Raw genomic sequence first — 18,327 nt, forward strand, 5'->3', positions numbered from 1 at the left:
GCCTGCTATTTGTGTATCTTCAATTCAATATCATCTGAGATGACGGACCGCTGAATGTATGGGCGGTCTTTCTTGTTTCCTTGGTTTTGTAAGCGTTATCCGTAAGATGAGATGGAGGAAATAGGATGACACTAGCGGAAAACAATCCCTATACCGTTGAGAAAGGGATACTGTATCTTGGACCGGACAGGAAGGAGCAGCTGGATGTATATTCCCCTGCTTTGACTGATGAAGAGCTCTTGCCCTGTATTATCATTTTTCATACTGACGGGAGGGGCGGCAGGCGATGCAGGAATAATAAGGCTGACATTGCTATGAATTTAGTAGCAAACGGGTACATTGCTATTCTTGCTGAAACGGCAGTCGCTCTTCACAGCGTCGCTAATTGGAATGAAAGTTTGGTCGTACCCGGATGGCCGAACAATTTATATGATTGCAAGACGGCAGTACGATATGCCAAGAAATTGGCGAGAACGTATCGTATCGATCCGGAAAGAATCGGTATCATTGGAGGACATCTGGCGCTGTTGGCAGCATTTACAGCTAAGCATCCAGTCATGAACCAGGGAGGATTATACCAAGAATATTCCTCCGAAGTACAATGTGTCGTTGATCTGTATGGTGTTGCGGATCTGCTTTCTTGGACGGGGCAAGGCTTTGAAGGAGTACCTCTTGCTTCTGCTTCATCCGAGCAAACATTGCTGTGGGAAGCTGCTGGAAGACAAAGCGACGATGTGCCTCCTATGCTTATTGTTCATGGAGCCCAGGAGAGTGAAACGGATATTGAATTATCCTTTAACTTTATTGAACAGCTTAAAGAGTCGAGCTTGGCGAGACAATTCGTAGCAGCGGGAAGCAGCGTAGGTAATGATATGGGGAAGAATATTGTAGATTTGAGACCTATTATTTTGCAATTTCTCAATAGCTTCCTTAAAAAATCTGACTGATTCCTTGATGAGGATGGATCAATATGGCGGTCAACTTTACAAACCGTTAGTCGGTTTGTATAATGGGAAGAAAAGTTCATATGACCGCTATATGAATCCTATTCGGAGGAGCTTATGAAACGTGAATTAAAACGGCAGCAGACACAGCAGCTTCTGTTGGATACAACCAAGGAACTTATTCTGGAAAAAGGGTGTACAAAAACAACCTTTAGCGACATTATGGAACGCTCCGGACTATCCAAGGGAGCCATTTTTCATTATGTGAAAAGCAAGGATGAGTTGTTGGCTATGGTGCTGCAGCAGGGACTCGAGGAGACGAATAGCCGTTTCTTCGAGGAGGTTGTCCATTCGAATTATGAAATAACAGGGCCGCTTAGCCAGATTATAAACGTACTTCCCGCGCTGGAGAATTCGCAGGATATTACGAATCAGGTGTTCATGTATTTACTAGGAAAGAGCGATGAGTCGGCCACCTTGGAGATTCAGCGCTTTTATGAGCTTATGCTGGAAATGTCGAAGAAATGGATTCTTGCCGGACAGGAGCATGGAGTCATACCATTGACAGTGGATGCGGACAAGACAGCGGACTTATTTGTCTTACTGTCATTCGGGTTCCGCATGCGAGGTTTTGTCTCATCGGATGCGAAGTCCTTTGAAGCCTCCGATTTTTCAAGCATGATGATGAAGCTGCTTCAGCCCAAGAATTAAAATAGAAGCAAGCTAGAGGGAGGGCAGGAAATTTCGCTCTATGTTTCAAAATAGTGGTTGACTTGCTCAGAAGCCATGCTATAATCGCTGAATAGCGAAATAGTGGAGGAGAGCTAGTCCCCAATTAGAAACAGAATGGAGAGAGATGAACCGTGGAGAAATCAGCTGCAACCGCAGCGCCTATGACCTCAACCGTATTTCCAATTATTTTTGCAATCAGTATCGTTCACTTATTGAACGATTCCATGCAATCAACGATATCGGCGTTATTCCCGATATTGAAGGATACTTTGCAGCTGTCCTATACGCAGATAGGACTAATAGCCTTTGCCATGAACATGACGGCATCACTCCTTCAGCCTGTCGTAGGTTTGTATGCAGATATACGTCCGCGACCCTATATCCTGCCAATCGGTGTTTGTTTTACGTTGGTAGGAGTCGTCACCTTAGCCTTAGCGCCTAACTTCTTAGTTATTTTGCTCTCGGTTATTGCGATGGGGGTTGGCTCTGCCGTGTTTCACCCGGAATCGTCCCGCGTCGCCTATCTGGCCGCAGGCGGGCAGAGGGGACTGGCACAGTCGATTTTTCAAGTAGGAGGTAATATCGGAAGCTCGCTTGGTCCCATCATGACAGCTCTGATCTTTGTACCTTTGGGTCAATTCGGCGTCATGTGGTTCACCATTGCTGCCGTTGCTGCTATTGCTATTCAATATTACGTAGCGGGCTGGTACAGCCGGCAGAACATACAACCGCGTCGTTCCGCCAAGGCCAAAAGCTCTGAGGGGCGGACCACCCTATTGTCTCGGAACCAGGTTATCGCAGCGATAGTGATTCTAGTATTTCTTGTATTTTCCAAGCATGTGTATATGTCGAGTATTACTAGCTTCTATTCCTTCTATCTCATACAAGATTATGGTTTAACAGTAGAACACGCACAAATGTTCTTGTTTGCCTTCTTGGTAGCGTCGGCTGCGGGCACCTTCTTTGGAGGCCCTTTGGCAGATCGCTATGGCAGACGAAATATTATTTGGTTGTCCATACTGGGAACCGCACCGTTCTCCATCTTACTGCCATACTCCAATTTGTTCTGGTCAGGAGTTATGTGCGTATGCGCAGGCTTTGTGCTGTCTTCCGCCTTTTCTATTATAGTGGTGTACGCACAGGAGCTGCTGCCGGGGAAAGTGGGGCTTGTATCCGGGTTGTTCTTCGGTCTTGCCTTCGGACTTGGAGGACTTGGTTCCGCAGTGCTCGGCTGGATCGCAGACGCAACAAGCATTGCCTTTATTATGAAGCTATGCGCTTACTTGCCGTTGTTAGGCATTTTGGCTGTCTTACTGCCTAAGGATGAGACTGTTCAAGGTCATTCAGCCTAATTGATATAATACGAAAGCCGCAGAGCAGGGAAATCCCTGAACTGCGGCTTTTTCACAATGCCTGATGTTTATTTTCCAAGTCTCCAGGCGAATAACTGTTCCAATTGTACATGCAATGACGGATTGTCCTTGCTCAAGGTTAATAAATAATTGTACATCCCCTGAATGATGATCTCATTCGGTTCCTCTTTCTTCAGCTCATTAATCACGGCATGAATCGACTGAATCAACGTATCCGATGTCCGTGGATCGGAGACGGTCGTTTCAATCCACTGCTTGCACTGCTCTACTTTCAACAGCCAGGTGCTGCCCTCACCACATAGACCGTTTTGCTGAAGCATGTCGATCGAGGACAGAATAGGGGCATTTTTCTTACAAATAATTCCCTGAACCAAATCGTCCAGTCGTTCGTATAAGAAAGAGGCTAGTTCCTCGATCTTGATGGAAATGTTATAGCTTAAGCAGTAAAATAAGTAATCCTTGAGCAAGCTGTTCAGCATGACTGCGCAGTCAAGGGAATGTCTCTCAATGGAGCTTCCGTATACATCTTCGATCCGTTTTTGAAACCAGACCATGAATTTCAGGTTTGTTTCAAATAGCATTTGTTTAATTGAGTCGTTCTGAATGAACGCTGCTCCGTTATTTTGCATCATGGTCAAGAATTCTTTGTTCTCTATAATAATTTTCAATTGTTGTAAAATGACTTGACGCAGTATTGTCTCGGGAGAAGAGGACGTGTCAGAAGCCACTTGATCCAAGCCTTTAAAGAGAAACTCGAAAAAATAAGTGTAGATAGAAATAAGCAGCTCTTCCTTGGAATGAAAGTGCAGATAAAAGGCCCCCTTGGACACGCCGGCCAAGCTGACTATATCTTGTATGGATGTCGTATGGTAGTCTCTTTCCCCAAACAGTTTAATAGCAGACTGGATGATCTGCAGTTTTTTATCTTTCAACAAGGATCACTTCCTGATTTTTCATAGTCTTTCTGTAAAGATTGTAAACGCAAGGGAATCTTTAGTCAAGATTGTGACCAGCTGGTCAGTTTTTTGTTTTAACTAAGTTAATAATGGAAAAAAGTGTTGTAAATATTGGTTTTTTTGTATATAGTACTTTATGGATGACCAGTCAGTATTGTGTGTTAACGTAGTTGTTAACGATGTTATGCTTACTACAAGGGTCTTAAAGAGAGAAAACGAAGAGGAGATGACCATGCAGCATGCCCCGCGAAGCTTCTTGGAATTAAAGCAATTCGTCAGCAATCAGATGTCACTGCAGCTTGAGTACGACGGGCATAGTCCGTTAGTCGGAAGAATTCTAGCTTTACTGCTGTTCGCAACGGAGCCGATAAGCCTTCAAGAGATTGCTGAACAGCTTAAAGTAACGAGAGCAGCGGTCAGCGTACATATCCGTTCCATGGAACGAATTGGACTATGTCATAAAGTAGCAACAAGCAATGACCGCAAAAATTATTACTACATATCCGATGATATCGACCTGTCTTCCATCCGTTCCTTTAAAGAGAGAATGTCAAATACCCAGCAGATGGTAATTACCGCTTTGAGCGCTTATGAAGTTATTAAGGATGTTGAACCTAATGAACAAGAGACCTATGCGCTATTAAAGGAAAGGTTCACCGCTTTCTCGGCGCTGGGTGATTTAATCATGTCTCAGTTGGAGGAATTAGAAGAAAAGTGGAAGGTTATTAAGCAGCAATTAGGAAATACGTAGACAAGATAAGAGACGTCAGCAGTAGGAATGGAGGAGTAGAGAGATGAACAAGTTAACTAATTTTTCCTTGAAAAACGCTGCGGCCATCATCATTATCAGCATACTCTTGTTCATTGCGGGGAGTTTTTCAGCCACTCAGCTGAAGCAGGAAAGCATGCCGGATATTTCATTGCCGGTTGTGTTTGTAAGCTCGGTATATCCGGCCCCGCCAAAAGATGTGATGGAGGATGTCACGAAGAAGCTGGAGAAGCGGATTGTCGGTATTGAGGGCTTGAAGAAAGTGACTTCAACCTCGAATGACGGGTTCTCGGCCATTACGGTAGAGCTTGTTAACGGCCGCAAACCAGATGACGCCAAGAGAGATATTGAGAGCGCCATTGCAGACGTAAAGCTGCCTGCCACCGCATCCAAGCCAAAAGTATCCAAATTCGGCAGCAGCGATTTCCCAGTATTTTTCGCAGCGGTCAATGGCGATAACGGGATGAATCAAGAGGAGCTTAATCGGATTTACAAAGATACGATTGAGCCAACGCTAAGCGCAATGAAAGGAATCGACCATGTCGACTCGGTAGGGCAGCAGGAAGCAACCCTCAAGCTGAAGCTCGATATTAATGCGCTAAGCAATTACGGTATGACGCCTTCACAAGTGCAGCAAAGCATACAGGCGGCACTACTAACGAGCCCCGCAGGTACGGCGGATTTCAACGGCAATGAGCAGATGGTTCGTATTCAAAGCGATTTGAACACCATCTACAATTTGGAGAATATGAAGCTGACGGCTGCTTCTGGACAAACCGTGCTGCTTAAGCAAATATCCAAAGTAGAAGCAATATCGGATTCTGAATATATCGATAGATTGAACGGCAACCCAGCCATTGGGATTACGTTATATAAAAGTAAAGATGCCAACACGGTTGAATTTTCCAATGATGTAAAGAAACTGATTTCCGGTTGGGAAACGGAATTTCCGAACATCCATTTTACAACCGTGTATAACTCCGCGAACGATGTTGAGAAATCCATTCACGGGATGCTGAAGGAAGGGATCTCGGGAGCCATTCTTGCTTCAGTTATGATTTTGCTCTTCTTAAGAAACGTTCGGATGACACTGATCGTTTTGGTCTCAATACCTTTATCTATTCTTACGACGCTTTCTATTATGGCACCGCTCGGCATTACACTGAACATCATGACTTTAGGCGGTCTTACGATAGCCGTCGGGCGTGTCGTGGATGACAGTATCGTTGTTATTGAGAACATATTTAGCGAACTTCAGAAGGCTCAAGAACGGAATGAATCGGTTATCAAGATGGCGACCGCCAGGGTCTCCTCAGCGATTACTTCTTCAACGATAACAACAGCAGGTGTATTTTTACCGATTTCGTTTGTCGGCGGTATTTTGGGCGATATTTTCCGTCCGTTTGCTATTACCTTGGTCGTAGCTCTAATGACATCGCTAATTGTTGCACTTACCGTCATACCGATGCTGGCTAAGCTGATGGTGCTGAATAGTGATAACATCAAGCATCACGATGAAGAAAAGCTTGGGAAATTTTCAAGCAAATATAAAAAGTTTTTGGAGTGGTCGCTCGACAATCCGAAGAAAACGATATTGGTTGCTTTTCTGGTGTTCGTCGTGTCGCTTGGTGGAACAGTACCGTTTCTTCCAGCAGCGTTCATGCCTGACAGTGCGACGGATAAACAAGTATCGTTTACATTAAAGCTGCCTCGTGAAACTTCCATCGAATCCATGGATCTAAAAGTGAAGGAAATCGAGGAAATGTTAAAGGCAGAGAAGGACCCAATTGGAGAGCCTGCTTTCGAATACTTTGAATCGATGGTCGGTTACGATCAGAATAATACAAGCGGTGAGCGAGTTTCGTACAAAGCGATGATTATCGGGTCGATGTCCAAAGCTTCAGATGCCAAGAAGATGTCCAAAGATTACGCGAATAAGATTTTAACTATGGTTCCAAAAGGGTCTGAAGTGGAAGGGAATCTGATGACGGCGGCTATGTCCGGTACCGGTGACGATTTCGCTTACTTGCTAAAAGGGGATGACTTGAATCAATTAATGACTGGTGCAGAGCTAGTCAAAGAAAAATTGAAAGAATTCCCTGAGCTTGAAGAGATCAAGGATAATTTGAGCGAGAAAAAAATGCAGGTGGAAGTCACTGTAGATCAGAACAAGGCGAGAACGTACGGCTTGTCCTCCGCTCAAATTCTGGATAGCGTAAGGGTTTGGTTAGGAAAAGTGGACATCGGTGAATTGAAATTCGATAATGTAACTTTCAAAACACAGATGATGATCCAGGATGATTTTAAAAACTCGGTTGATAAAATCGGTCTGTTCCAGATCACGACACCTACAGGTGCTGTAGTGAACTTGAACGAAGTTGCCAAAATCAAGCAAGTGGACGCTCCTGCCGCCATTTCTCGTGAAATGCAAGAGCAGTACGTGAAAATTACGGCTAAAATCGATAGTAAAGACAAAGGCGGCGTCAGTACGAAAATAGCCGAAGAGCTTAAGAAAATCGAGCTTCCTAACGGAATTAGAGCCCAAGTACAGGGTGTCAACGATGATATTCAAGAAAGCTTCGGGCAAATGGCTGTAGCGATGGTTGCGGCAATCCTTATCGTGTACCTCGTAATGGTTATTGCCTTCGGCAATGCAAGTGCGCCGTTCGTTATCTTGTTCTCCTTGCCTCTAGCGGCAATTGGAGGGTTCCTGGGCTTGTTGATAGCCGGAGAATCGATTAATATTACTTCTTTGATCGGGTTCCTTATGCTCATCGGTGTCGTTGTTACGAATGCGATCGTGTTGATCGACCGTGTGCAGCAGCTTCGTGAGGAAGGCACTTCAGTCCGCGAGGCATTGGTTAAAGCGGGCTTGACAAGACTGCGTCCAATCATTATGACGGCGGGAGCAACGGTTATTTCTTTGCTGCCTCTTGGGATCGGGTTGTCGGAAGGATCGCTGATATCCAAAGGCTTGGCCGTAGTAGTTATTGGCGGTTTGACAACATCCACCGTTCTGACGTTGGTCGTCGTTCCGGTAGTTTATGAAGTTATTGATGCGATGAAGGTTCGCGTAAGTCGACTGTTTAAGAAGAAAAGTAAAGTTAATAACAATTCCAAGGCTGCGAACATAACCCATTAATCCGATAAAAGCTGGACTCAATTAGATCGACAGGGGAAAAGGAGAATCGTTCCATGAAACGGACAAAGGCAAACACAGTCAATAAAAACTTGAGTATCGTAGGAGCTCTCGTAATTAGCACGGCACTCTTTACCGGCTGCACAGCGAAACCGGAAGCTGCTCCCGCAAGTACGGAAGCACAAATCAAGACAGTCAAAGTAGAAAAGGTACAAAAGCAAAAGATCGCCGAACCCTTAGAGCAGGTTGCTGACATCGTTTCCTCTCTGCAAATGGATGTTGTCACGAAGACGGGTGGCGATGTTCGGGAGATGCTGAAAAAACGCGGCGATACCGTGGAAAAGGGAGAAGTGCTGTTCCGTCTTGATCCAACGGATGTGAACATCAGCAAGGAAAAGGCGCAAATCGCCTTATCCGGAACCCAGCAGCAGCTGACTAAAGCAAAGCAGGATCTGGAAGATTCCAAGCTGGAGCTGAAAAATGCAATAACGAAACAAGAAACGGCATTGAAGGACGCGGAGAAAAATTATAGCAAAATGCGTAATGACTATGATCAAGGGCTCGTGACCAAGTTCCAGCTCGAACAAACAGAAAGTCAGCTGAATAACCAGCGTCTTGATCTGGAGAACAGCCGCAATAAGCTGAAAACCTTAGAGAACACCAACTCTTTAGCTCAGTTAGATCAGGCTCTCCAAACTGCGGATGTTTCCATCAGAGAGGCTGACCGCACCTTGCAGCATATGGAAGTAACAGCCCCGGCTAGCGGTGTTATTACAGACCTTCCGATCGAGATCGGAATGACGCTGTCCGCAGGCTTCAAGGCGGCCCAGCTCCAGCAGCTTGATCCTATTAAGGTGAAAGCGGAACTAACAGAAAGCTCCGCAAATCTGATCCGTGGTAAGCAAGAGTTAACGCTCTACGTACCGGGGACAACAGATAAAATCACTGCCAAAGTAGCTTACTTGGCAGATGTAATGAGTGCTCAGTCCAAATCCTATTCGCTTGAATTGGAAGTGCCTAACGCAGACCGTAAGCTGAAGCCTGGCATGAAAGCACAAGTGCTTTTGACGGAGAATCAGGATCAGGTTGTCGTAGCGATTCCTACACTAAGTGTCGTACGTGAAGGTGGCGACACATTCGTCTTCGTGCTTACAGGAGATCAAGCCGAGAAGCGGAAGGTAGAAATGGGCCGACTGAACGAAACGTATCAAGAGGTGCTCTCCGGGTTGAAGGAAGGCGAGCAGCTTATTACTTCAGGTCAGCACCAGTTGAAGGACAAAGAAAAGGTTCAGTTGGCCCAATAAAAGAGTTCCCAGAGGAGGAGAAGCAATTGAACAACAAGTTGAAGAAAACCGCGGCCGTCATGATCATTTCAGCATCGCTTATGAGTACGGGATATTCGGCTTTTGCAGAAGAGACGACTCCGACAGCCGTTCAAAATCAAGCGGCCATCGTATATCCATTAACCGATCAGCTTGAAGTTGAAGTGAAAAGCATATTGAACGAGCACGTTTCTGAAGGAACGCGCATCGGTGTTGTGGTCCGTATGAAAAACAATTACACGGATTTTGTAAGAGTGCCTGATTATGAGCTGCGTGTCAAAACTAGTGAAGGCATTGAATATACACTACAGCCAAGTGCTTCTAATGCCAAAGCTATTCAGTCTAAGGCAAACACGGAATTAAGCTATATGGCCGTTATCGACCGTACGGACGATGTGTCATTGTCCGAAGTTAATTGGACCGATGTGGACTACTACGTATATCCTAAGAAACAAACTTTGGTATTAGCGGTTCCGATTACGGTGCAGCCTTGGCAGGGAAGCGACATGCAGATTACGGATACAGCTGCCGTAAAAAAATGGTCGGACTCCTTTAAGATTCCGTCATTGATTTCCCCAATCCAATACACGCCAGTTAACATTAATAAGCAGACGACAGACAAAGGCACGGTCTATGTCGTCCAGCTGTTAGCTTATAATCCTACTGACAAACGTGAAACCGTACCGGAGTTTTCCATCGATGGGAAAACTGGCGCCAAAGTGTTCTCAGGTAAAAAAGTTGAGGAAGGCTCGGTTGTCCTTGAGGGCAAAGAAGAGAAATATATTCACTATGCCATTCCTACGGATCAAGACACAGTGCTGTCCAGCTTGAATCTCTTGACAAGTGAGAATTTTACGCAAACTCCGGCAGCTGCTGGTGCAGCACCTTCGCAGGTTCAATATAGCGTAGGCCGTCTCAATATCTTGTTGCCTACTCAGACGTTGGGTAATCAATATGAGGCTTATGCTTTAGGCGATGCGATGAAGTTCGATTCGCGCAGCGAGTTCATTCATCCGGATATTCAGGTTTCGGTAGTTGAGTTCCAGATGTATGACGATGAAGAAGAAGGTAATAAAAAGGTGACCGCCAAATTCAAGCTGTTTAATAAGAGTGACCGTCCGATTGCAGTTCCTGCATTCGATACGGAGCTCGTCAGCTCTGAAGGCTACGAGTACAGCGGCAAACGCCAAACAATCACTGACTCGCCAATTCTTCCAAATGCTGGAATTACGGTGAACTATTCGTACTCGCTGCCTGTATCTGAATCAGGACAAGGTTTGGCACTGAAAGTGGAGGATGCCAAAACGGCAGCACCGTACAAAACAACTATTGGTACGTACAGCATAGCGTTGCAAACCAATAAAGACAACGATACGAAATTTAACGTGTATCCATTCAAATTCGATATTTCACATTGGGATGTTTCATTCCAGTTCAATTCTCAAACTTTTGAATACACGTACAAAGGTAAATTCTTAATGGATATTGAACGTGAGCCGAATGTTCAGGTAGACGCGAATTTCTCGAAGCTGCAATTCGAGCTGTATGATGCAGCAGGACGTCTGGTTGGAACCAGCTTGAATTCGTTTATCGGCCCTAGCCGATTGGTAACAGGAGAAAACAACATTGCGTTCAAGGGCACTTCGCAGCAATTTGATTCTCCTCTGACATTGAAGGTGTTTGAAGTATATACTACTGCCACTGGAGATGCGAAGCGTCTTGTTACCGAATTGACTCAATAAGCTGTGAGAATAAATAAGAAAGCCAAGGGAAGATTTTCTTCTCTTGGCTTTTTTCGTTCAACGTTAACTTTGAGAACCTTGTTTATCTGAAAAGATGGATCTCGACTCGCTTAATCGCGGAACATAGGACATTTTCATAGGAGTGTCCTGATTTCTAGTGCTGCATGCTTATGAAGAGCACAAGATAGCGCCTTCGGGAATTGAGGACAAGCAGTCGAAAAGATTGATTGGAACTGTAGGCTTTGTTAACTGGAATGTGGTTCGCTCTCGTGCTGAGATTGGCTATGTGTTGTCTCGTCACTTTTGGAAGCAAGGCATTAGAGACTTATTTATCGTACAGACGTATCGGTTTTTCGATTTCGGCATAATTTTCGTTAATGTCTCTCGTTATGGAATCCAGAATATGCAGTGCCTCTTTTTGTTTATCTTCGTCCTGAATGGAGCGTAGTAAGGTTTGCAAATATTCGATTCTGGTTTTGGTTACAAATCTCATGTCAAGGTCTCCTTAGTTCGAATATTTGGTTACAGAGGTATCATATCATTCGAGTTGATCTATCATTTTAGGCCGGTCCAATAGGACCGGTCTTTTTGCTATATAAGAAAGCAAAGTACTTGAATGGAGACAAACCGAATAAATTAATGAATAGGCAGGTGTTGGAAAGAGAGGTGTCGGATGAAAGCTAAACTGATTGTTGGTCTTCCTGCATTTAACGAAGGCAGCGTGCTGCCAATTCTGCTTTTGAAGCTGGAATCGTTGCGGGCTAGGTTAAATGACCCCTTACATATCATAGTCGTAGATGATGGAAGCACGGACGACACGGCTGCTATTTTGAGGGAATACGCAGCTATTATCCCGGATATGAGGGTCCTTACCCATTCCAATAATCGGGGATTGGGAGAGGCCATGAATACCTTGTTTGACCATATAGCTACCCATTATGACTATGATGATATTCTCGTCACTTTAGACGCCGACAATACCCATAATCCCTCCATTATTCCATATTTAATTGCAAAGCTGAGGCAGGATGAGCTCGACATGGTCGTTGCCTCCCGATATGCAGACGGTGGAAAAGAACTGGGATTGGCTTGGTATAGAAAACTGTTTAGCCGCGGGGCACGATGGTTTTTTAAGCTGTTTTTTCCTATTGCCAATGTGAACGATTATTCAAGCGGTTTCAGATGTTACCAGGTAGGCTTCCTCCTTAAAGCGATGACCTATTATAACGGTAGAATGATTACGAGCAGCGGGTTCGAGTGTATGGCTGAGATTATGGCTAGGTTTAGCCAAATGGGGGTACGGGCAGGTGAATTCCCGCTTATTCTCGAATACCACCTTAAAGAAAGCAAAAGCAAAATGAAAATTTGGAGAACCGTAATCGGTTACTTTAGGCTGCTGAAAAAAGTGAAGTTTGATAAAAAATGGAGCAAGGAACACGCTTTATGAAGACAATTTGGCTTATTCTTATTTCTGTCGTCTTGGGGTCGCTGGGCCAGGTTATTTTAAAGCTTGGCTCCAACAAATTAGGGACAATCCCTCTTGAATTGACCACGGTTGCTTCTAGTATGTTACGGTTACTTAAAACTCCGGAAATAATAATCGGATTGATATTATTTGGATCGAGTTTTTTACTGTGGATCAAAGTCCTAACCAGATCGGAATTAAGCTACGCCTATCCAATGGTCAGTATTGGCTACATCAATGTTGTGATTCTTTCTTACTTCTTTTTGAATGAATCCTTCAATTGGAACAAATTAATAGGTATAGCTATAATCGTTGCAGGTGTATGGATTATTAATAAGTAGGGTGGGGGTGACTGAGCATATTTTGATCATGAAGACTTATCATAAAGGGTATGTTATTCTTCTCATTCTTATATTGATTGCTGCCCTACGAGTGCCGTCTTTAGCGAATTCCCCTTATGAATACGATTCCTGGAGGCAATCTGACACAGAATCTATAGCGATTAATTTTCTGGAAAACCGCTTTAACCTGATGTATCCGCAGTTGAACTACGATGGTCCTATGCCGAATTATGTGCAGTTGGAGTTTCAAATTACGACTTGGATCATTGCAGTAATGTACAACCTGTTCGGCTACCATTATGAACTAGCGAGAATGGTACCTTTAAGCTTCTTTATTGGCTCGGCTTACTTTCTGTATCTTATTGCCAAACGGTTTTATCAAATGCCGACCGCTTGGATAGCGACTCTAATGTACGGAATTTTACCCCTTCATATTCTGTATTCGAGAGCCATTATGCCTGAATCGACAGCTTTATTCTTCATGGTCGGAGCTTTCTACTTGTTTGTTCGATGGATGGATCAACAGCGGTTTTGGATACTTTTTGCAGCAGGTTGTTTCACGGCTCTTGCCATTTCGCAAAAAATCCCAGCTGTATTCGTGGGTATTCCTATGATTTGGATGGCTGTGAAGGAATATGGGCTCCGTTGCATTGTAAAGTGGGAGCTGTGGCTGTTTGCCCTCATTTCGCTGCTGCCTCCTTATTTATATTTCCAATGGCTAAGTACGATTGCCGAGTTTCCGTTCGTTACGGGCATTGCGACCAAGCACATCATTCCCAGCTTATTTACTAGCATTGCTTCCACAGAGGCACTGCAATTTTTTGTGGTACAACTTCCCAAAGCGTTTACATGGTACGGAATCGTTTTATTTATAATAGGGTTGGTTACCATCCATTGGAAAAAGGAGTATCCGATCGGAGTATGGGCTATAGCGATGGTAGTGGAATTGATCACGATCGTGGCTACGATTAAGTTTGATTATTATTTAATATTGATCGGACCGTTGGTCGCATTGCTTGGTGCTGTAACGTTAGGGTCCTTTTGGAGCAAGCTTCCCGGTAAGTTGGCTGCGGTTATTGTTATCGTCTTAATCAGCATACAGAGCTATCAACTGGCCTCCCCACTGCTGAGAGAACAGCATACTGTTCTGCTTAGACAAGCCGAGGTTGTTCAGGCTTATACGTTAAATAACGACTTGATTGTTGTTGGAACGGACGACCCGTCCTTACTAAATGCCAGCCATCGAAAAGGTTGGAGAGTGGGGAATACGATACCAAAGGATACGATTGCAGAGCTCCAATATTTTGTGAAAATGGGGGCTAAGTACTTCGTACCGTTACAAGGACATATCGATGGGGACGATGGAAGCTTGCAGAATTATTTAAACGAACGGTATACATTAATTGACATTAAAGGCGGTTATTCTATTTATAAGCTTCAATAAGAAGTGAAGAGGCTCTGATCGCTTTTCTTAGCGAAGAGCCTTTTTGTTATTAACGAAATTACTGCTACAAGCTGACCCTGATGGATTCATCTAAAACCTGCATCTTACCAGCATCAGTTAGTATCCTTACTTGATAAGGTTGTAGGGTGAAGTTTTGTGACAGGTGTTCCCCGTTCCATATATCGGTCAGGTCAGATGGAAGGGTTATCTCGGCAGACTCGTGGCGGTTATTAATAACAAACGTATAGCTTGCTCCACAGGCACTCTGTCTCATAGAGACCTCAACTCCTGTTGGAGGCACTGCGTTAAGTAGGGGGGACATTCCAATTTGTTGACAAAGCAACGAAATGAAGTCCCTATAAAAGCGTTCCTCGGCAAAGGTAGCGACAAACCATACATGACCTTCTCCTATAGATTGCTTGGTTATGGTGGGAGAGCCTTCAAACCAATGATCTATAAAAGTACCTAATACTTGCGCGCTGTCCATTTGAATGATCTCTAAAAATAAGCTTCCTTGATATTGTTCTCCGTTCCATTGAAAGGTGACGGGACTAAGTGGATTGGAAGTAACCGTCTCCAATGTCCTTGATCCAAGCAGCTTAATCATTTCTGGATGAAGCCGATTGGGGTAATAGCATGCATCAGCGTTCTTAATTCCGCTCATAGGATGGAACAGGATAATACCCCCGGCTTCTGCATAAAGCTTCAACTTCATTACCAGCTCATCATCCACGATAGGAAGCATTGGGACAAGGAGCAGCTTATAGCTGGAAAAATCCCCATTTATTCCTACGGCATCACAGTTATACCCGAGCGCTCTCACCGTACGATAGAGCATATTAATTTGTTTCTCATACAACCGTTTATCGCCGGTCCAAGGGGAATCGCATTCGATGTGCCAGCGGCTCTGGAAATCATACAATACGGCTATGTCGCTAATAATCAAGGAGCCCTCAATTTGTAGAGCGACTCTACGTAGCTGTTTGCCGATTCTGCCACACTCATCGTACATACGGGTTGGTTTGCCATCAAAATCGGTGATTGCTCCGTGGTTTTGTTCGCTGCCGAACGGGAAGCGTTTCCAAGGAAAGTAGAAAACACCGTCCGCACCGTTGGCAATCGTATGCAGCGTTAACCGTTCCAATTCACCTGGAGCAGGTGTGTTATTCGCAGCCCCAATGATGGAATGTCCTTCGTTACGAAGTTCGTAAACGTGAAACGGAGCCTTCTTAAAGCTGCGGTTGGCAGCCAAGCCGAAGGCGAGTGTATCGCAATTTTCCCCATAAGGAGGGTAGTAATTAGTTCCAGTAATATCCAGATATCGGGCCATTTTGTAGTAGTCGGTTCGTTTGCTCCAATACATTTGGTTATTCGTCGTTATATAAGGTCCATGCTCAGGGAGGTGGGGACGAATTGCATCGGACAGCAATGTAACAGTATCAATACTGCAATCGCTGCGGAATTCGCGCCATGCTTGAAGGAAACCAGGATTGTAATCCGCCTTGGTGATGCGCGGTGTCGGTATTTGTCCGAAATGGTCATACTCCATTGACCAGAATACGGTTCCCCAAGCTTCATTCAGCACATCAATCTGATTGTATTTTGAGGACAGCCATTGCTGCCACTTAACCTTGCACACTAAGCAATGGCAATCGGGCTCATCGCCAATCTCATTATCCAGATGCCATCCGATCACATGAGGGTTTGATCCATACCTGGATGCAAGAGCGGCTGCAAGTGATGCTGATTTTTCGCGGAGCAGAGCATGATTAATGCAAAAGGTATAGCGGCTGGCATATTCCAGACGGTGTCCTTCATTCGTGACGATCAGCAGGTCAGGAGCCCTCTCAACAAGCCATGCCGGAACGGTGCGCATAGGAGGACAAAGTACACTTCGAATGCCATATTGGCCAGCAAGCTCAATGAAACGGTCAAGCCAATGGAATTCATAATCCCCCTCAACGGGTTCAAATCGTTTCCAGGCGAACTCTCCGATTCGTAGTGCATTAAGACCTGCTTGCTGCATCAAGCTTAAATCTTCTTCCCAACGGTTTGGCTCTCTGTGCTCGGGATAGTAACAAGAACCATATAACATTTTGAATGTATCCTCCTATGTGGTTGTCAAATAACACTGTAAATATTATAATAATAGCAGGAAATTAAATATCGTATTTTTTGAAACTGTATATAACAAATTGAATCTGAATGGAGTTGTGATTGAGGATGGACGTTCGTATCATTCGGTTATTTCGTCCGCCTGTTGTTCCAATGCCTCTCTATGTACATACGGTAGGCTACAATAAACAAAATCCAATGGCACGGCCTGAGGGTTTTTCAACGCATCAGCTGTTGTTTGCAAGAAGCGGTCAAGGCTATGTTCGATTACCTGGACAGGAGGGGTTCCATTTCGGCCCTATGGAGTACATGCTGCTGCCTGCTGAGCTTCCTCATGAATATTATTCTGTATCCGCCGAACCGTGGGAGGTTGGATACATATCGTTCCACGGCTCTAAGGTAGAGCCACTCGTAGAGCACTTTAGTCTTGAGCCATGCAAGCTGCGCAAGATTCTCGATGTAGAAGCCATATGGAATGTTCTTGATGAACTGTGGGAGCTAGCGGATGCTAACAAGGAAGGTGCTGAATGGGAAGCGGCACGTATTATGTATGGCTTTTTGCTCGATTTAAATGGGATGCAGTATAACGAAGATCCGATGAATCCAGAGCCAGCGACTTACTTAAGCGAGGATATGGCACAAGAAGTCGTCCAGCATGCGGCTCATTACTTGAATGAGCATTATAACGAGAATATATCGTTATCCAATGTGGCTTCCTCTCTCGGGTATACCCACCAGTATTTGAACCGATTGTTTCACAGAGAGTATGGCGTGAGTATGCTGCAGTATGTGCAAAAGCTTCGTTTGGATAGAGCTATCGGTCTCATGAGCACGAAAGACAACATTACTGTTAAAGACATAGCGAGCTACGTGGGGATGGAAACCAACTATTTCATTCGCATGTTTCGCAAAGCTACCGGCATGACGCCTGACCAATATAGAAAAACAAACGTGCTGTCTTGAATGGATTGCAGTTAAACGAAAATAAGTAACGAAGCATAGATGCTCCCGGTTTGTAACCCCTACAGAATCGGAGGCATTTTTTTATCTTGTATATCTTATTTACACAAGGAGGTTGGTTCCATGTCGATGATGGTTCAGGATGCTATTGGATTTACCTTATTCGATGTAAAGAAAGTACAGTATCAATCAAGAGTTATCTTTGATTACATTCAGTCGTGCTATACCATCTCGTATATCAAGCAAGGCAAAGTGACTATCACATGCGAGGGAAAGGAGTATGAAGCCAGAACAGGGGATGTCATGCTTCATCGTCCCCATATTCCCTTTAACGTTATTTCAAAGACTGATGGTATCCACTACCTATTCAACATTGAGCTGAATGTAAAAGGTAGAGAAGACTTCTTTCACCTTTATCCATTGGATAGAGTCGTTCAGGTCCGTGATTCCAAAGCATACGAGAACAAGTTCGACGAGCTTAACAGCATTTGGCTGCAGGAGGTCGGTGAAATACGTACGATGCAGTCAGGCTTTCTGGCTTTTTTCTTGCTGCATGAAATTATTGAGAGCTCAAAGGGCGGAGTAAGACAGTGCGGAAGAGAGCCTTTTGAGACCGACCGCTTTAATCGGGCTCTGCAATATATGGAGCAGCGTCTGGAAACAGGTGTATCCAGAGAAGAGCTGGCCAGCTTATACCACATGAATCCAGTTTATTTTAGCAGAGCTTTTAAAAATATTTACGGAATTACCCCGATGAAAATGCTTCATAAATTACGCCTTTTACATGCCAAAAGAATGCTGGAGAATCCGGAAAACACGATCGAAATGATCGCGCAGCAAAGCGGTTTTTACGATGCTTCTCACTTTAACAGGATGTTTCGGAAAGCGTTCAATATCTCGCCAAACAATTATCGGAAAAGTATCAAAAGTACCAAAAGTAGAATCTTCTCTACATTGTCGAGTGAGGAAGCCTAAATTAACATAAGAATCAACTTAGCAGAAGAGCGGTCCTGCATCGGACCTCT

At 44.4% G+C, this 18,327-nt stretch carries 15 protein-coding genes and 1 pseudogene; 13 read left to right on the plus strand and 3 right to left on the minus strand.

The window, feature by feature from the left end:
• The first annotated feature begins 125 nt into the window (after nucleotides 1-125).
• From BP97_RS0131380 to BP97_RS0131390, 3 genes are all read left to right on the plus strand, one after another.
• Nucleotides 126-947, plus strand: coding sequence for an alpha/beta hydrolase (locus tag BP97_RS0131380; RefSeq protein ID WP_028552621.1), 822 nt, complete (start codon nucleotides 126-128; stop codon nucleotides 945-947).
• A 114-nt stretch (nucleotides 948-1,061) separates the two neighbouring features.
• On the plus strand, nucleotides 1,062-1,655 hold the full coding sequence (locus BP97_RS0131385) for a TetR/AcrR family transcriptional regulator (RefSeq protein ID WP_028552622.1): 594 nt from the start codon (nucleotides 1,062-1,064) through the stop codon (nucleotides 1,653-1,655).
• Between the two features lie 152 nt (nucleotides 1,656-1,807).
• Nucleotides 1,808-3,028: an MFS transporter gene (locus tag BP97_RS0131390; RefSeq protein ID WP_028552623.1), complete on the plus strand. Its 1,221-nt coding sequence runs from the start codon at nucleotides 1,808-1,810 to the stop codon at nucleotides 3,026-3,028.
• Nucleotides 3,029-3,096: 68 nt separating this feature from the next.
• Here BP97_RS0131390 and BP97_RS0131395 read toward each other — a convergent pair whose 3' ends face one another.
• The gene (locus tag BP97_RS0131395) at nucleotides 3,097-3,981 is read right to left on the minus strand and encodes a TetR/AcrR family transcriptional regulator (RefSeq protein WP_197035574.1); all 885 of its coding nucleotides are present in this window, start codon (nucleotides 3,979-3,981) and stop codon (nucleotides 3,097-3,099) included.
• A gap of 256 nt (nucleotides 3,982-4,237) precedes the next feature.
• Here BP97_RS0131395 and BP97_RS0131400 point away from each other — a divergent pair, with 256 nt between their 5' ends.
• The 5 genes and pseudogenes from BP97_RS0131400 to BP97_RS41640 form a co-directional block, all read left to right on the plus strand.
• Nucleotides 4,238-4,756, plus strand: coding sequence for a GbsR/MarR family transcriptional regulator (locus BP97_RS0131400; RefSeq protein ID WP_028552625.1), 519 nt, complete (start codon nucleotides 4,238-4,240; stop codon nucleotides 4,754-4,756).
• A 43-nt stretch (nucleotides 4,757-4,799) separates the two neighbouring features.
• Nucleotides 4,800-7,916 carry an efflux RND transporter permease subunit gene (locus BP97_RS0131405; protein WP_028552626.1) on the plus strand — a complete coding sequence of 1,039 codons (3,117 nt, stop codon included), beginning with the start codon at nucleotides 4,800-4,802 and terminating at the stop codon, nucleotides 7,914-7,916.
• Between the two features lie 53 nt (nucleotides 7,917-7,969).
• Complete coding sequence (locus tag BP97_RS0131410; protein WP_028552627.1) at nucleotides 7,970-9,217, plus strand: efflux RND transporter periplasmic adaptor subunit; 1,248 nt, start codon at nucleotides 7,970-7,972, stop codon at nucleotides 9,215-9,217.
• A gap of 26 nt (nucleotides 9,218-9,243) precedes the next feature.
• Nucleotides 9,244-10,977, plus strand: coding sequence for a hypothetical protein (locus BP97_RS0131415; RefSeq protein ID WP_028552628.1), 1,734 nt, complete (start codon nucleotides 9,244-9,246; stop codon nucleotides 10,975-10,977).
• Between the two features lie 157 nt (nucleotides 10,978-11,134).
• Nucleotides 11,135-11,284: pseudogene (locus BP97_RS41640) on the plus strand (GNAT family N-acetyltransferase); the annotation flags it as partial.
• An 18-nt stretch (nucleotides 11,285-11,302) separates the two neighbouring features.
• On the opposite strand, the gene BP97_RS40840 reads toward BP97_RS41640, so the two are convergent.
• Complete coding sequence (locus BP97_RS40840) at nucleotides 11,303-11,470, minus strand: hypothetical protein (protein WP_197035575.1); 168 nt, start codon at nucleotides 11,468-11,470, stop codon at nucleotides 11,303-11,305.
• Between the two features lie 180 nt (nucleotides 11,471-11,650).
• Between BP97_RS40840 and BP97_RS0131425 the strand changes: the two genes are divergently transcribed.
• Genes BP97_RS0131425 through BP97_RS0131435 form a run of 3 tightly spaced genes read left to right on the plus strand, consistent with a single transcriptional unit; the run spans nucleotide 11,651 to nucleotide 14,227 of the window.
• Nucleotides 11,651-12,424 (plus strand): glycosyltransferase family 2 protein, encoded by a 774-nt coding sequence (locus BP97_RS0131425; protein WP_028552629.1) that lies wholly within the window; start codon nucleotides 11,651-11,653, stop codon nucleotides 12,422-12,424.
• The gene (locus BP97_RS0131430) at nucleotides 12,421-12,783 is read left to right on the plus strand and encodes an SMR family transporter (protein WP_028552630.1); all 363 of its coding nucleotides are present in this window, start codon (nucleotides 12,421-12,423) and stop codon (nucleotides 12,781-12,783) included. The genes BP97_RS0131425 and BP97_RS0131430 overlap by 4 nt, the downstream gene beginning before the upstream one ends.
• A gap of 7 nt (nucleotides 12,784-12,790) precedes the next feature.
• Nucleotides 12,791-14,227, plus strand: a complete 1,437-nt coding sequence (locus tag BP97_RS0131435; RefSeq protein ID WP_231506520.1) for an ArnT family glycosyltransferase — start codon at nucleotides 12,791-12,793, stop codon at nucleotides 14,225-14,227.
• Nucleotides 14,228-14,291: 64 nt separating this feature from the next.
• Here the strand turns inward: BP97_RS0131435 and BP97_RS0131440 are convergent, their stop codons facing one another.
• On the minus strand, nucleotides 14,292-16,322 hold the full coding sequence (locus tag BP97_RS0131440) for a beta-galactosidase (protein WP_028552632.1): 2,031 nt from the start codon (nucleotides 16,320-16,322) through the stop codon (nucleotides 14,292-14,294).
• Between the two features lie 128 nt (nucleotides 16,323-16,450).
• Between BP97_RS0131440 and BP97_RS0131445 the strand changes: the two genes are divergently transcribed.
• Together BP97_RS0131445 and BP97_RS39270 are read left to right on the plus strand one after the other, a co-directional pair.
• A complete protein-coding gene (locus BP97_RS0131445; protein WP_028552633.1) occupies nucleotides 16,451-17,305 on the plus strand; it encodes a helix-turn-helix transcriptional regulator in 855 nt (284 codons plus the stop codon).
• Between the two features lie 120 nt (nucleotides 17,306-17,425).
• On the plus strand, nucleotides 17,426-18,277 hold the full coding sequence (locus tag BP97_RS39270; protein ID WP_028552634.1) for a helix-turn-helix domain-containing protein: 852 nt from the start codon (nucleotides 17,426-17,428) through the stop codon (nucleotides 18,275-18,277).
• Nucleotides 18,278-18,327: the final 50 nt, after the last annotated feature.

Source organism: Paenibacillus sp. UNC451MF, from assembly GCF_000686845.1.
Lineage (GTDB): Bacteria > Bacillota > Bacilli > Paenibacillales > NBRC-103111 > Paenibacillus_S.

Coding starts and splice junctions, on each gene's coding strand:
- BP97_RS0131410 (WP_028552627.1), top strand. CDS start 7,970: ATGAAACGGACAAAGGCAAACACAGTCAATAAAAACTTGAGTATCGTA.
- BP97_RS0131400 (WP_028552625.1), top strand. CDS start 4,238: ATGCAGCATGCCCCGCGAAGCTTCTTGGAATTAAAGCAATTCGTCAGC.
- BP97_RS0131380 (WP_028552621.1), top strand. CDS start 126: ATGACACTAGCGGAAAACAATCCCTATACCGTTGAGAAAGGGATACTG.
- BP97_RS0131425 (WP_028552629.1), top strand. CDS start 11,651: ATGAAAGCTAAACTGATTGTTGGTCTTCCTGCATTTAACGAAGGCAGC.
- BP97_RS0131405 (WP_028552626.1), top strand. CDS start 4,800: ATGAACAAGTTAACTAATTTTTCCTTGAAAAACGCTGCGGCCATCATC.
- BP97_RS0131385 (WP_028552622.1), top strand. CDS start 1,062: ATGAAACGTGAATTAAAACGGCAGCAGACACAGCAGCTTCTGTTGGAT.
- BP97_RS39270 (WP_028552634.1), top strand. CDS start 17,426: ATGTCGATGATGGTTCAGGATGCTATTGGATTTACCTTATTCGATGTA.
- BP97_RS0131445 (WP_028552633.1), top strand. CDS start 16,451: ATGGACGTTCGTATCATTCGGTTATTTCGTCCGCCTGTTGTTCCAATG.
- BP97_RS0131440 (WP_028552632.1), bottom strand. CDS start 16,322: ATGTTATATGGTTCTTGTTACTATCCCGAGCACAGAGAGCCAAACCGT.
- BP97_RS40840 (WP_197035575.1), bottom strand. CDS start 11,470: ATGAGATTTGTAACCAAAACCAGAATCGAATATTTGCAAACCTTACTA.
- BP97_RS0131430 (WP_028552630.1), top strand. CDS start 12,421: ATGAAGACAATTTGGCTTATTCTTATTTCTGTCGTCTTGGGGTCGCTG.